General features: G+C 48.5%; 12 protein-coding genes. 10 read left to right on the top strand and 2 right to left on the bottom strand.

What is annotated here, in order from left to right; genetic code table 11:
- The first annotated feature begins 39 nt into the window (after positions 1-39).
- Positions 40-1,929: an AAA domain-containing protein gene (locus CIK89_RS11490; protein ID WP_094391505.1), complete on the top strand. Its 1,890-nt coding sequence runs from the start codon at positions 40-42 to the stop codon at positions 1,927-1,929.
- 253 nt (positions 1,930-2,182) lie between these two features.
- Positions 2,183-3,325: a TlpA disulfide reductase family protein gene (locus CIK89_RS11495; RefSeq protein WP_094391506.1), complete on the top strand. Its 1,143-nt coding sequence runs from the start codon at positions 2,183-2,185 to the stop codon at positions 3,323-3,325.
- Between the two features lie 158 nt (positions 3,326-3,483).
- Here the strand turns inward: CIK89_RS11495 and CIK89_RS11500 are convergent, their stop codons facing one another.
- Positions 3,484-4,299 (bottom strand): alpha/beta hydrolase, encoded by an 816-nt coding sequence (locus CIK89_RS11500; protein WP_094391507.1) that lies wholly within the window; start codon positions 4,297-4,299, stop codon positions 3,484-3,486.
- Positions 4,300-4,388: 89 nt separating this feature from the next.
- On the opposite strand from CIK89_RS11500, the gene CIK89_RS11505 reads away from it, so the two are divergent.
- The 8 genes from CIK89_RS11505 to CIK89_RS11540 all read left to right on the top strand — a co-directional run bounded on the left by CIK89_RS11505 (position 4,389) and on the right by CIK89_RS11540 (position 13,787).
- Positions 4,389-5,840, top strand: a complete 1,452-nt coding sequence (locus CIK89_RS11505) for a sialate O-acetylesterase (protein WP_094391508.1) — start codon at positions 4,389-4,391, stop codon at positions 5,838-5,840.
- 1 nt (position 5,841) lies between these two features.
- Entirely contained in the window at positions 5,842-6,372 is a 531-nt protein-coding gene (locus tag CIK89_RS11510; protein ID WP_094391509.1) for an NUDIX domain-containing protein, read from the top strand.
- A 611-nt stretch (positions 6,373-6,983) separates the two neighbouring features.
- Positions 6,984-9,302, top strand: a complete 2,319-nt coding sequence (gene topA / locus CIK89_RS11515) for a type I DNA topoisomerase (protein WP_094391510.1) — start codon at positions 6,984-6,986, stop codon at positions 9,300-9,302.
- Positions 9,299-9,826: a shikimate kinase gene (locus CIK89_RS11520; RefSeq protein WP_094391511.1), complete on the top strand. Its 528-nt coding sequence runs from the start codon at positions 9,299-9,301 to the stop codon at positions 9,824-9,826. The genes topA and CIK89_RS11520 overlap by 4 nt, the downstream gene beginning before the upstream one ends.
- A gap of 40 nt (positions 9,827-9,866) precedes the next feature.
- Positions 9,867-11,759: a biosynthetic arginine decarboxylase gene (gene speA, locus CIK89_RS11525; RefSeq protein WP_094391512.1), complete on the top strand. Its 1,893-nt coding sequence runs from the start codon at positions 9,867-9,869 to the stop codon at positions 11,757-11,759.
- A gap of 190 nt (positions 11,760-11,949) precedes the next feature.
- Entirely contained in the window at positions 11,950-12,720 is a 771-nt protein-coding gene (gene argB / locus CIK89_RS11530; RefSeq protein WP_094391513.1) for an acetylglutamate kinase, read from the top strand.
- A gap of 67 nt (positions 12,721-12,787) precedes the next feature.
- Complete coding sequence (locus tag CIK89_RS11535; protein ID WP_094391514.1) at positions 12,788-13,306, top strand: RNA polymerase sigma factor; 519 nt, start codon at positions 12,788-12,790, stop codon at positions 13,304-13,306.
- Positions 13,296-13,787: a hypothetical protein gene (locus CIK89_RS11540; RefSeq protein ID WP_094391515.1), complete on the top strand. Its 492-nt coding sequence runs from the start codon at positions 13,296-13,298 to the stop codon at positions 13,785-13,787. The genes CIK89_RS11535 and CIK89_RS11540 overlap by 11 nt, the downstream gene beginning before the upstream one ends.
- Before the next feature lie 256 nt (positions 13,788-14,043).
- On the opposite strand, the gene CIK89_RS11545 is transcribed toward CIK89_RS11540, so the two are convergent.
- Complete coding sequence (locus CIK89_RS11545; RefSeq protein WP_094391516.1) at positions 14,044-14,817, bottom strand: CPBP family intramembrane glutamic endopeptidase; 774 nt, start codon at positions 14,815-14,817, stop codon at positions 14,044-14,046.
- Positions 14,818-14,831: the final 14 nt, after the last annotated feature.

Below are 14,831 nucleotides of genomic sequence, written 5' to 3' on the forward strand. Positions count from 1 at the left end.
TGCAGAGATACACAAAAAAAGTGTAACTTTGCACCCACTATGGTTTCTACGACATCGCCTGTTCAGGCACTCACCCAACAACGATTGCTACTCCAGATGGAGTATCAAGCCGAGAAAGAAGCCTTCCGCAAACAGACCGAAGAGATGGGAATGATGCGGAAGGTAAAGCGTGGCGATGCTTGGTATCCGTTGCAAATCACCAAGAGCTACTACAATTCGCTCAACCAACTGGCTGTGGAGGTGATGCGCACTACCGATACCGACATCGAGCACAACTTCGAATTTGGCAAACCCATCATATTTTTCTCCTGCGATAGTATGTCGCAAAAGGACGCCCGAATCAAGTATTTGTCGTTTACGGCTATGGTGAGCTATGTGGATGGCGACCGCATGGTGTGCGTCATTCCCAACGATGGCTATCTGCTGACACTTCAGCGCACCGACCATCTGGGTGTGCAATTATCGTTTGATGAGACCAGTTACCGATTGATGCTCGATGCACTCGACCGCGCCATACGTGCCAAAGGACGTCTGGCTTACCTTCGCGACCTCTTTTATTCGCGCAAAGAACCTGAAGTGCTGACGTTCGCACCCATGCATTTTCCCTATCTCAACACCACGCAGGAGGCGGCGGTCAACTTAGTGTTGCGTGCCAAGGATGTGGCTATAGTCCATGGTCCGCCAGGAACAGGAAAGACCACAACGCTCGTAGAGGCTATCCACGAGACTCTTATGCGCGAGAGCCAGGTGTTGGTATGCGCACAAAGTAACATGGCTGTTGACTGGATTTCGGAGAAATTGGCAGACCGTGGCATCCCCGTACTGCGGTTGGGCAACCCCACACGTGTTACCGACAAGATGCTGTCTTTTACTTACGAGCGGCGCTTTGAGGGGCATCCCGACTATCCACAACTATGGGCCATCCGCAAAGCCATACGTGATTTGCGTGCTCACCGAAAGCGCGGCGATGAGAAATACCACCAGAAAATGGAGAGTCTGAAAGGGCGTGCCACCGAATTGGAGATACGCATCAACCAAGAACTCTTCGACGATGCACGAGTGATTGCCTGCACTTTGGTAGGAGCCGGCCACCGACTGTTGGACGGCAGAAAGTTCAGCAGCCTCTTTATCGACGAGGCAGCACAGGCATTGGAAGCTGCCTGTTGGATTCCCATGCGCCGTGTGGGCCGAGTCATCCTTGCCGGCGACCACTGCCAACTGCCGCCCACGGTGAAGAGCATTGCTGCTCTCAAGGCTGGTTTGGGCCGCACATTGATGGAGCATCTGGTAGAGACAAAACCCTCGGCAGTCAGTCTATTGCAGACGCAATACCGCATGAACGAAGACATCATGCGCTTCTCTTCCGACTATTTCTATGATGGTAAGGTGGAGAGTGCTCCCGATGTGAAGTATCGTGGAATACTCGATTTGGACATTCCCATCGAGTGGATTGACACCAGCGGAGAGGAGATGCATGAGGAGTTTGTTGGCGATTCGTTCGGTCGTATTAATAAAAAGGAGGGAACGCTGACGCTCGAAACCCTTCAACATTACTTCGAGCGCATCGGCAAAGAGCGTCTGCTCGACGAGCGCATCAATGTGGGCATCATCTCGCCCTATAGAGCACAGGTGCAATACCTGCGCCGGTTGGTGAGCCGCAGCGAATACTTCAAGCCATTCCGAAGGCTTATCAGCGTCAATACGGTAGATGGATTTCAAGGGCAGGAACGTGACATCATCGTCATCTCGCTGGTGCGTTCCAATCAAGAGGGACAGATCGGATTCCTCCGTGACCTACGCCGCATGAACGTTGCCATTACTCGTGCACGTATGAAACTCATCATCTTGGGCGATGTGCCTACCATGACACGACATCCTTTCTATAAGCAGCTGTGGGACTATATACAACGGTTGAAGAGGAAAGAATAGAGAGAAAAACGAGTTTTCACTTTGCTCTTCACTCACTTAATCGTACCTTTGCGACGGTGTCGCCAAGGTACTAACGTTCGGAAATGCAAAAGAAAAACGAGTTTTCACTTTGCTCTTCACTCACTTAATCGTACCTTTGCGACGGTGTCGCCAAGGTACTAACGTTCGGAAAAGCAAAAGAAAAACGAGTTTTCCTTTTGCTTTTCGCTCACTTAATCGTACCTTTGTACCCAAAACCGAAAAAACAATTAAAATGAAGAAGTATATGATGATGGCCATGGCTGTACTGGCAATGGCCTCTTGTAGCGAGAAGAAATTCCATGTAGAAGGCACCATTGCCAATGCTAAAGACTCTGTGCTCTACCTCGAAAACGTGGGCATTGAGGAAATCAACGTAGTGGATTCTGTAAAACTGGACGGCGAAGGCAACTTCAATTTTGCTTGTGCACAAAACGATGCACCCGAATTTTACCGTCTGCGCATTGCAGACCAGATCATCAATGTAAGTATCGATTCTACCGAAACTGTGACCATCAAGACCAAATATCCACAAATGGCTACACAGTATGAAGTAAGCGGTTCAGAAAACTGTGAGAAGATTAAGGAACTTGCACTTAAGCAAATCGACCTGCAACAGCGGGTCATGGCTATCCAGCGCGACCCAGCTCTGACCATCGACCAAAGCAACGACAGCATCTTACGCATCATCAACGACTATAAGAATGATGTAAAGATGAACTATATTCTCAAAGAGCCCAACCGCTCTTATGCATATTTTGCACTGTTCCAGACCTTGGGCAACATGCTGCTGTTTAACCCTCGCAGCAACAAAGATGACATCAAAGTGTTTGCAGCGGTAGCTACCAGTTGGGATACCTACCATCCAGGAGCTGAGCGCGGAACCAACCTGCACAACATTGCCATCGAGGGCATGAAGAATGTGCGCATCAACGAGGCAGACCGTGCCAATACCATCGATGCCAGCAAGGTATCGACCACGGGACTTATCGATATTGCACTGACCGACAACCATGGTAAGGTGTGCCGTCTGAGCGACCTCAAGGGCAAGGTGGTGATGCTCGATTTCCATGTCTTTGGCACAGAAAACTCACCCAAGCGCATCCTGCTCTTGCGTGAACTCTATAACAAATACCATGCACAGGGCTTTGAGATTTACCAGGTAGCACTCGATCCCGATGAGCATTTCTGGAAGCAGCAAACCGCCGCACTGCCATGGATTAGCGTGCGCGACCCACAAGGCCTCGACTCACAGTCGCTTATCGTTTACAACGTACAAGGGCTTCCAGAATACTTCCTCATCGATCGTACCAACACTTTGCGCAAGCGCAGTCAGCAAGTACGTGACATCGAGGCTGAGATTAAGGCACTGCTGTAACAGTCTGGCAGACCGTCAGAACCATCAAGAAACAAGCATCGCACAGACCACCAAGTCTATGCGATGCTTATTTTTTGATGAATCCTATTACAGACTATTGTACTATAATGCGTGATGGATGAATGTTTCGGCTGATGCCCTTAATACTTTTGCGGAACTTAGAAACTCTGCAACCAACGGCGCAACTCCATCATCAATTCAAGATGATAGGGGAAGGACTGGAGGATGCCGAAACCATGTCCACCAGTGGGATAGATATGCATCGAGGCAGAAACACCTGCCTGACAGAGTTCCTCATAATAGCTGACAGCATTGATGGGTGATACCGCTTTATCATCGTTGGCTAATGCTATGAAGGCAGGAGGTGTGGCATGGGTCACGTGCTGCTCGTTGCAATAGTCGTTGATGAGTTTGCGCTTGGGATTCTTACCCAACAGATTATCGCGCGAACCCTGATGGGTGACACCTGTCTCCATAGAGATGACGGGATACATCAATATCTGGAAATTGGGCGCTGCATCGCCCTTAGAATGGGTGGCAATGGTCGAAGCGAGATGACCGCCTGCTGAGAATCCCATGATGCCCACTTGCTGCGGGTCGATATCCCAACTCTTTGCGTTGCGACGCACGGTGCGCATGGCCTCTTCAGCATCTTCGGCAGGCACTTTCCATACGCAATGGGGCATGCGATACTTCAACACAATGACGGCAATGCCCAAACTGTTGAAGAAGGGTGCCCATGCGGTTCCCTCTTTTTCAAATGCCAGATGAGTGTAGCCACCGCCTGGACAGATGACAATGGCGCGTCCTGTAGATTGGCTCTTCTTAGGCAGAAAGATGCTTATCTTCGCCATGTCGTTGGGGTCGCCATTATTGGTTTGTGGTCCCTGGGGCCACAGATTCAACTCCATGCCTTGCTGGGCATAAGCCGAAGCAGACACAAATAATAAGATTAAAAAAAGTAGTTTCTTCATAATAAAATGATATTTTTAGGTGCAAAGATACATATTATTATTGAAAAGTCTGTATCTTTGCACTACCAAAACGACAAATCATTACGACTATGAATAAAAGATTTCTTTCATTAATGGTGCTCGCCGGACTGACCATCGGAGCACAGGCAAAAGTAAAATTGTCGCATCTTGTGGGCGATAACATGATTATTCAGCAACAGAGTGACGTGCGCCTTTGGGGATGGGCAAAGCCCAAGAGCAAGGTAGTGGCTACCACTTCGTGGAGCAATGAGCGTAGCGAAGCTGTTGCAGGCAAGGACGGTAAATGGTTGCTGACCGTTAAATCGCCCAAAGCCAGCTATACCCCACTGAGCATTAGCTTTGACGACGGTGATGGAAAGGTTACTGTCAATAATGTATTGGCAGGCGAGGTATGGGTCTGCGCAGGCCAGTCTAACATGGAAATGCCTATCAAAGGATTCGGCAATTGCCCTGTGGAAGGCTACAACCAAGTAGTACTCGAAGCCAATAAGCATAAAGGTATTCACTATGTCAAAGTGCCCAGCATCATGAGCACAAAGCCTCTCGACGATGCCAACTGCGAATGGAAAGAGGCCAATGCAGACAATGTTAGCGAAGCATCAGCCACCGGTTACTTCTTCGCCAAGACTGTCAACGAGGCTATCGACGTTCCCGTTGGACTCATCATGGCAAACAAAGGAGGCAGCCGCGTAGAGAGTTGGCTCGACCGAGACTATCTGACCAAGAATACCAAAGAGGATTTAGACTCCACACACATGGTGAATAAATTCAAATGGGACTTTCTCTATCCACTTCTTTGGGGCAACGGCACCTTCAACCCAATACTCAACAGCACCGTGAAGGGCATCCTCTTCTATCAAGGCTGCTCTAACGTGGGCGACCCTGACGGTCAATACACCCAGCGACTGGCTGACCTTGTGGCTCAATGGCGCCGCGATTTCAAGCAGGGCGACATTCCCTTCTACTTCGTACAGATAGCTCCTTATCATAACGGCGACATCAACGGCGACGCTGGACCAAGATTGCGCGAACAGCAGTTCAATGCTGCCAAGGTCATCCCCAACAGTGGTATCGTATGCACCGAAGACCTCGTTTACCCCTACGAGGTAGAGCAAATCCATCCTGCACAAAAGCGTCAGGTGGGCGAACGACTTGCCTATCAAGCCCTCAACAAGACCTACGGCATGAAATCTGTCATCTGTGAGAGCATGACTTTCAAGGAGATGAAGATCGACGGCGATAAGGTTTTGGTACATTTCGACAACGAATACGGAGCCTACAGCCGTTTCGAAGGCATCGAAGGCTTTGAGGTAGCTGGTGCCGACCGCGTGTTCCACAAGGCTACCGCACGCCACACATGGGTTGATGCACCAGGCCCTTGGAACGAAGCCATCGTAGTATCAAGTCCTGAAGTGAAGGAGCCTGTGGCTGTACGCTACTGCTTCCGCAACTTCCAATTGGGCAATCTGGCCAATGCGGGAGGCCTGCCCCTGTTCCCATTCCGCACAGACAACTGGTAATATGAAACATCCTCTTGATATGTTTGCTTACTGCCCAATATGTGGCAGTAAGCAATTTGTTACTAACAATTTTAAGAGCAAGCGCTGCAAAGACTGTGGCTTCACCTATTATGCCAATGTTTGCGCTGCAACAGCAGCATTCATTGTCAACGATCGCGGCGAGATACTCGTGGTGCGCAGAGGTAAAGAACCCGCCAAAGGCACACTCGATTTGCCCGGCGGCTTTGTCGATATGGACGAAACCGTAGAGGAGGGAATGCGTCGCGAGATACAGGAAGAGACGGGCATCCATGCCACAAAGATGGAATATCTCTTTTCCTTCCCCAACCAATATCTATACAGCGGCATCACCGTACATACCATCGATATGGACTTTCTGGTACGTGTTCCTGCCGAAACGCGTGCCCGTGCTGCCGACGATGCTGCCGAATGTATGTGGATTCCCATACGCCATCTCCACCCAAAAGAGTTCGGACTGACCAGCATACGCCGTGCAGTGGAACGCTTTCTGGAAGTGGCACGCATCGAATAGGCCACACTTCCGTATGCACAAGTCGTTAGTCGGCAGTATTTTACACATTGCTCGTCACCGCTTCAAATATCACTTGGAACAGCAAAACAAATTGATTTGCTGACCAAAGTAAATTGATTTGCTGAGGAAAACAATTTGTTTTGCTGAGCAAATCAATTTATTTTGCTATCATATCCCCTATTCATTATATGTCTAACCAACGTCAATAACCTACCGAAAAAACATCCATAGCACTTCTATAGAATACCCATAAGCGAGGAAATTCAATGAGTTTGCTCAGCAAATTCATTGAAATTGCCCGGTAAATTCATTGAATTTAGTCAGCAAAATCATTGAATTTGCTAAGAAAAGCGACGTCTGAATATAGGCTGCCAGCATGCAAGTAGCTGAATAACAGACATTCAAGACATATCAACAAGACATTGGCAACAGAACACAGAAACACCATCGGCACAACGCTGAGGTATAGATAGCCGACGTTGAAGACAAGCAGACACCAACCAACTATCATGCGGCGAATAGTTAAGAAAACAAAAAAACACCTATATATATAAGGTGTAACCAAAACTTTTACCTACTTTTGCAGCCCGAACAATATTATTATCAAAGGTATGCAAAAGAATTTAGTCATTGTGGAGTCGCCTGCCAAGGCCAAAACAATAGAAAAGTTTTTGGGGAAAGACTATAAGGTCATGTCAAGTTACGGACACATCCGTGACCTCAAGAAGCACGACATGAGCATCAATACCAGCACACTCGAACCCGAATATGAAATACCAGAAGAGAAAGAGAAACTGGTAAAGGAACTCCAGACAACTGCCAAGAAAGCTGAAAAGATATGGCTCGCATCCGATGAGGACCGCGAAGGAGAAGCCATCTCATGGCACCTTTGCGAAGTACTCGGACTCGATGAAGAGAAAACAAGCCGTATCGTGTTCCACGAAATCACAGAGCCTGCAATTCTCAAGGCCATCGAAACACCACGTCACCTCGATATGAATCTGGTCAATGCACAACAGGCCAGACGTGTACTCGACAGACTCGTGGGATTCAAACTATCACCCGTGCTCTGGAGAAAAGTAAAGCCCTCACTCTCTGCAGGACGTGTGCAGAGTGTGGCACTAAGACTTATTGTGGATCGCGAACGCGAGATACAAAACTTCAAGAGCGTACCCTTCTATAGCGTAAGCGGCGTGTTTGGAGTGGTCAATGCAGACGGTTCACAGACCGAAGTAAAGGCTCAACTCAACAAGCGCTTCAAGACACACGATGAAGTACTGGCATTCCTCGAGAAGTGTAAAGACGCATCATTCATAGTAGAAGAGGTGACCAAGAAACCTACCAAACGCACACCAGCTCCCCCATTCACTACTTCTACGCTCCAACAGGAAGCTGCACGCAAACTCGGACTCACCGTGAGTCAGACCATGATGGTGGCACAACACCTCTACGAAAACGGACTTATCACCTATATGCGTACCGACTCGGTCAACCTGTCGGCACTATGCACCGAAGCAAGCCAACAGATTGTCACCTCACTCTATGGCGACAATTACAGCCGACCAAGACAGTATCACACCAGTTCGAAAGGCGCACAAGAGGCACACGAGGCCATCAGACCAACCTATATGGACCGTACAGAGATTACGGGAACACCACAGGAGAAACGCCTCTATGAACTGATTTGGAAGCGTACTGCTGCCAGCCAGATGGCAGACGCAGAACTCGAAAAGACTACCATCAGTATTGCCATGAGTGGAACATCAGAACTCTTCGTGGCACAAGGCGAAGTGATTACCTTCGACGGATTCATCAAAGTATATCGTGAATCATTTGACGACGATGACAATCAAGACGAGGAAATGGCAAAACTGTTGCCTCCTTTGAAACAAGGCGAAGAACTGCAACGCCGCGAAATACAGGCTGTAGAGCGATTCAGCCAAGGACCTTCACGATACAACGAAGCTTCATTTATCAAAAAAATGGAGGAACTCGGCATCGGACGACCTTCTACCTATGCACCAACCATCTCTACTATCCAACAGCGCAAATATGTGCACAAAGGTGACCGAACTGGAACTGAACGCAACTACACTATCGACACGCTCAAAGGACTCCAGATCAAAACCACAGAACGCACAGAGGTGACTGGGTCTGACAAGGGAAAACTGCTGCCTACAGATATCGGTATCGTGGTCAACGACTTCCTCATGGAACACTTCAAGGAGATCATGGACTACAATTTCACCGCTAAAGTGGAACTCGACTTCGATAAGATTGCAAGTGGAGAAGAGCAGTGGAAAGACATGGTAAAACAATTCTACGACGGATTCGAACCTATCGTAGAGAAGACCATCAATGCACGCGACGAGCACAAAGCCGGCGAACGGCAGTTGGGAACAGACCCCAAAAGCGGACGACCCGTATTCGTTAAAATCGGACGATTCGGTCCTGTCGTACAGATAGGATCTGCAGACGATGCAGAAAAGCCACTCTTCGCACAGATTCCAAGCGACAAGAGCATCGAAACCATTACATTGGAAGAAACACTCGAACTCTTCAAACTGCCACGCACCGTAGGAGAATTTGAAGGATCGCCAGTAGTGATAGGCAACGGACGCTTCGGACCTTACATCCTCCACGACAAGAAATACACCTCACTGCCTAAGGATACAGACCCCATGGCGATTACACTCGACGAGTCGATAGCACTCATACGCGAAAAGCGCGAACAGGACCAGAAGCGCCACCTCAAGGTGTTTACCGAAGATCTCGACCTCGAAGTCATCAACGGACGATATGGCCCATACATCGCCTACAAGGGTAAAAACTACCGACTGCCCAAAGCACTCCATCAGAAAGCAGCAGAACTGACATACCAAGAGTGCATGGATATTGTCAACACATCCATTCCCACAAAGAAAAAATGAGACGCATCATACTGATAGGCTATATGGGTTCGGGGAAAACCACAGTAGGCAAAGCCCTCTCCAAAGAGACGGGCATGATGTTCTACGACCTCGACTGGTATATAGAAAGCCGCATGAGAAAAACTGTGGCACAAATCTTTGCGGAAAAAGGCGAAGAGGGATTCAGAAAAATAGAACACAACATGCTCCACGAAGTGGCGGAATTTGAAAACGTCATCATCAGCTGCGGCGGTGGAACACCATGCTTCTTCGACAACATAGACTATATCAACCAACAGGGAGAGGTGGTCTATCTCAAAGCTACACCCGAAGTGCTCTATCGACATCTGCTGATGGGAAAGGTCGAAAGACCACTCATCAAAAACAAGACACCAGAAGAACTCATTGCCTATATCACCGAACAAGTCGCCAAACGCGAGGAATTCTACAACAAAGCACGATACACACTCGACGTCAGTCTCATGGACAACTACGAGAAAATACAACTCAGCGTAGATCAACTGCGCCAACTGCTCAACATCTGAAATCTATTCTCATCCACAACAAATCCCACTCTGTCAAGACATGAAGAAATGGACTATTGAAGATTCTAAGGAACTCTACAACATCAACGGCTGGGGCACCAGCTATTTCGGCATCAACGAACAAGGCAACGTCTATGTCACTCCGTTTAAAGACGGAACACAGATTGACCTGCACGAAGTGATGAACGAACTCGCTCTGCGCGATGTAGAATCACCCGTACTACTGCGTTTCCCTGACATTCTCGACAACCGTATCGAGAAAACATGGAGTTGCTTTAAGAAAGCAGCAAAGGAGTATGACTACAAAGGTGAGAACTATGTGGTCTATCCCATTAAGGTCAATCAGATGCAACCCGTAGTAGAAGAAATCATATCTCACGGACGCAAATTCAATCTCGGACTTGAAGCGGGATCAAAACCAGAATTGCACGCGGTCATTGCCATGCAGTGTCAGAGCGACAGCATCATCATCTGCAACGGATACAAAGATGAAAACTACATCGAACTGGCTTTGCTGGCACAGAAAATGGGTAAGCAGATATTCATTGTGGTGGAGAAAATGAACGAGTTGGAAATCATTGCCAACAAAGCAAAGAAGATGGGTATCAGGCCTAACATCGGCATACGCATCAAACTCGCATCATCCGGAAGCGGTAAATGGGAGGAAAGTGGAGGCGATGCCAGCAAGTTCGGACTCACCAGCGCAGAACTGCTGGAAGCTCTCGACATGCTCAACAAGAAGGGCATGCGCGACTGTTTGAGACTCATCCACTTCCATATCGGAAGCCAAATCACCAAAATCAGACGCATACAGACTGCACTCAGAGAGGCTTCACAATTCTACATACAGCTCCACAAGATGGGCTACAACGTAGATTTCGTAGATTGTGGAGGCGGACTCGGAGTGGATTACGACGGCACAAGGTCACCATCCAGCGAGAGTTCAGTCAACTATTCTATACAGGAATACGTAAACGACTGTATCTACACCTTCGTTGATGCGGCCAATAAAAACAATCTGCCCCACCCCAATCTGATAACAGAAAGCGGGCGATCGCTGGCTGCACACCACTCGGTATTGGTTATCGACGTGCTCGAAACAGCATCGCTACCCGAAATGCCGGAGGAGTTTGAACCCGATGAGAATAGCCACCAACTGGTGAAAGACCTATACGAAATATGGGACAACCTATCACCAAGAAACGTATTGGAAGACTGGCACGATGCAGAACAAATCAGAGAAGAGGTGCTCGATCTCTTTGCACACGGCATCGTTGACCTCAAGACAAGAGCGGAAATTGAGGCGATGTACTGGAGTGTGTGCCATGAAATCAATGCATTGGCAAAGAATCTGAAACACATACCGGAGGAGCTGATGAACATCGACAAACTGCTTGCCGACAAATATTTCTGCAACTTCTCACTCTTCCAGAGCCTCAGCGACTCATGGGCCATCGACCAGATGTTCCCTATCATGCCTATACAGCGACTCACCGAACGGCCCACACGAAACGCAACACTACAGGATATCACCTGCGACTCCGACGGAAAGATTGCCAACTTCGTAACCAATCGCCACAACTCCCACTCGCTGCCGGTGCATCCGCTACGTCGCAACGAACCCTACTACTTAGGAGTTTTCCTCGTAGGAGCCTATCAGGAAATTCTCGGCGACATGCACAACCTCTTCGGCGATACTACCGCAGTACACATTTCCGTTAAGGACGGACAGTATCACATCGACCAGGTGATCGACGGAGAAACCGTTGCTGAGGTGCTCGAATATGTGCAGTATGAACCCAAGAAACTGGTAAGACAACTGGAAATATGGGTTACCAAGAGCGTCAAGCAAGGTAAGATCACACTCGAAGAGGGTAAGGAATTCCTTTCTACCTACCGCAGCGGACTCTACGGTTACACCTATTTAGAATAATAACTGCCGGTTGTCAACAACCGCAGAAACATCACACACCGACGGTACAGACCGTCAACAACTGTTGGCTCTGACCAATCCGGTCAGGGCCAACAATAGTTAAAGAACAAAAAGAAACAAGTGAAACACTGCATATTACGCAAATTTATTACTAATTTTGTATGTGCAACATCACAACAATAAAAATGTTATGGAAAAAATAACCATCGTAAAAGTAGGCGGTGCGGTCGTTGAAGACGAAGCACAACTGACACAGTTACTCAAAGACTTTGCTGCCATCGAAGGGAAAAAAGTACTTGTACATGGCGGAGGACGACGAGCCACAAAGGTGGCTGCAGCACTCGGCATTGAGAGCAAGATGGTCAACGGAAGACGTATCACCGATGCCGACATGCTCGAAGTGGTAACCATGGTCTATGGCGGACTGGTCAACAAAAACCTCGTGGCACGACTGCAAGCTGCGGGAGTGAACGCACTCGGACTGACTGGCGCCGACATCGACGTCATCCGCAGCCATAAGCGCCCCATCAAAGACGGTATCGACTTCGGTTTTGTGGGCGATGTGGAAAAAGCCAACGGACAAATGCTCCACACCCTCATCAACGCAGGAATCACTCCCGTCATGGCGCCGCTGACACACGACGGACAGGGACATATACTCAATACCAACGCCGACACCATTGCCGGAGAAACCGCTAAAGCACTTGCACCCTACTACGATGTTACACTCATCTATAGTTTCGAGAAGAAAGGCGTGCTAAGCAATCCCGACGATGACAACAGCGTCATCAGCGAAATCACACGAGAAGACTTTGAGAGATACAAGGCTGACGGAACCGTAGCAGGGGGCATGATACCCAAACTCGACAATGCTTTCGATGCCATCGACGCCGGGGTAAAACGCGTGATCATCACCCTTGCAACAGCCATCGACGGACAACACGGCACCGTCATCCGATAATTTAGAGAAAAAAATATCCATCATTCTGTAACTTTCACTTTCCACAATCGTCTTATATATAGAGAGGATGAAAAAAATCAGTTTTCGAAATGACATCCTGCCACTGAAGAATCTACTCTACAGGCTGGCGCTCCGCATCACTCTCGATCCTGCGGAAGCAGAAGATGTCGTACAGGAAACCATGATAAAGGTATGGAACCGGCGAGACAGCTGGGATACGATAGACAATATCGAAGCCTTCTGCACCACGACATGCCGCAACCTCTCGCTCGACAAGACACGGCGCATGGGACGACAGGAAGCATCGCTCGACAGCGTAGCAACAGACCCTGAAGACCACAGCAGCGCGTCAAACCCCGAAGAGCAGGCAATGCAACGAGACCGGGTGGCACTCATCCGACAACTCATAGACAGACTGCCAGAGAAGCAAAGATGCGTCATGCAACTGCGGGATATCGAGGGGAAGAGCTACAAAGACATTGCCACCTTGCTCGACATCAGCGAGGAACAAGTGAAGGTCAATATCTTCAGGGCACGTCAGGCTATCAAACAACAATTTAAGAAAACAGAGAATTATGGACTATAAGTACATCGAACAACTTTTGGAACGTTACTGGAAAGCGGAAACCTCTATCGAAGAAGAGGACATCCTCCGTGCGTTCTTCAGCCAACAGGACATTCCTGCGGCACTGAAGCAATACCAGCCGCTATTCACCTGCCAACAGGAAGATGCCGACATCAAGTTGGGCGATGACTTCGATGAACGCATCTTGGCACTCACAGAAGATACCGAAGTGAAGCCCGTCAAGGCTCGCACCATCTCTCTGCAACAGCAGTTGAGACCGCTCTTCAAGGCCGCAGCAGTCATTGCCATCATCTTCTCTGTAGGTGGAGCCCTTCAGCATCCATGGGATGCCAGTTGGAACGACCCACGAATCGACTATGCCAACTCCTATATCCAGCAGATTGACACAGCCGACACCATAGTGCCCATGCAGGCGGAAAACATCACCGATGCCCCTGCCGACAGCAGCAAAGCTGTCAATGAGACACTACACAAAGAATGATACATTTCTATGCTTTCTCTATATTTAAATCATTTCAACATTAAAACAACAACGAAACTGTGAAGTTTCACTTCTCTCAAATTTTTCATAACATACTAACGAAGCGGGCCACCCATCAATAATGATAGGTGGCCCGTCGTACTTTTTGTCGCTAAAGTCCTGAAACTGTTTATGGCTTAGATCATAAACCGAAATGCCGCAACCGTCATTCGGTCGTTCTAACGGCCTGTCGGCGATGTTGACCAACCGGACGACATCAGTTCTGACTGTCGGCACGCTTCATCTGCAGATACAACTGCCACAAGGCTGGAATAAGTATCATCAACGAGAATCCTGCTGCCATCAGCGCATGTTGCTCACTTCCGAAGATATCTACCAGCTTCACATCAGCCTGTTGATACATATTGGAAACGATATACGCAGCACTGTTGTTCACCCAGTGATACACCATTCCGGGAATGATTGAACCCGTGCGCCAATACATCCATCCCAACAGCAAACCGCCAATAAAGGCATAGGGCATTTGGGCAGGATTGCCATGCACCAGACTGAAAAGCAAAGCAGATACGACTATTGCCTTCCATGGTGTCAGCTTCTCAAGCAGTACGCGAAGCACTGCACCACGGAACACGACTTCCTCTACCAAAGGGGCCAACAGCCCGACGACCACATATCCCCAGTAGTTGGCCATCAAATTGCCCATCTCCATTTCTATCAGGTTAGGCAACTCAGGAAGATGCTCCTGCAACCAAGTAAAGGGAATTGCCATGCCTATTGATGCCAGTGCAGTCCAAAGCAGAACGCTCCAAGGACGTGTCAGCAACCAACTGGGCGATAAGGGTGTCATCCGTTTCCACAAGAAAACAACAAGGGCAAGGACATTGGCAGCCGACAAACCGATAATCATCTGTGTTGTTTTGTCAACCACCACCGCTGTGCTTCCTATCAATAGGCATATGCCTTCTACCACATTCATGACCACCACCTGGATGGCCACAAACAGCAAAACATATAATATTGCCTTTTTCATCTATTTCATCTATT

The organism is Prevotella sp. P4-119, from assembly GCF_002251345.1.
Classification (GTDB): Bacteria; Bacteroidota; Bacteroidia; order Bacteroidales; family Bacteroidaceae; genus Prevotella.

Coding starts and splice junctions, on each gene's coding strand:
- CIK89_RS11490 (WP_094391505.1), top strand. CDS start 40: ATGGTTTCTACGACATCGCCTGTTCAGGCACTCACCCAACAACGATTG.
- CIK89_RS11495 (WP_094391506.1), top strand. CDS start 2,183: ATGAAGAAGTATATGATGATGGCCATGGCTGTACTGGCAATGGCCTCT.
- CIK89_RS11500 (WP_094391507.1), bottom strand. CDS start 4,299: ATGAAGAAACTACTTTTTTTAATCTTATTATTTGTGTCTGCTTCGGCT.
- CIK89_RS11505 (WP_094391508.1), top strand. CDS start 4,389: ATGAATAAAAGATTTCTTTCATTAATGGTGCTCGCCGGACTGACCATC.
- CIK89_RS11510 (WP_094391509.1), top strand. CDS start 5,842: ATGAAACATCCTCTTGATATGTTTGCTTACTGCCCAATATGTGGCAGT.
- topA (WP_094391510.1), top strand. CDS start 6,984: ATGCAAAAGAATTTAGTCATTGTGGAGTCGCCTGCCAAGGCCAAAACA.
- CIK89_RS11520 (WP_094391511.1), top strand. CDS start 9,299: ATGAGACGCATCATACTGATAGGCTATATGGGTTCGGGGAAAACCACA.
- speA (WP_094391512.1), top strand. CDS start 9,867: ATGAAGAAATGGACTATTGAAGATTCTAAGGAACTCTACAACATCAAC.
- argB (WP_094391513.1), top strand. CDS start 11,950: ATGGAAAAAATAACCATCGTAAAAGTAGGCGGTGCGGTCGTTGAAGAC.
- CIK89_RS11535 (WP_094391514.1), top strand. CDS start 12,788: ATGAAAAAAATCAGTTTTCGAAATGACATCCTGCCACTGAAGAATCTA.
- CIK89_RS11540 (WP_094391515.1), top strand. CDS start 13,296: ATGGACTATAAGTACATCGAACAACTTTTGGAACGTTACTGGAAAGCG.
- CIK89_RS11545 (WP_094391516.1), bottom strand. CDS start 14,817: ATGAAAAAGGCAATATTATATGTTTTGCTGTTTGTGGCCATCCAGGTG.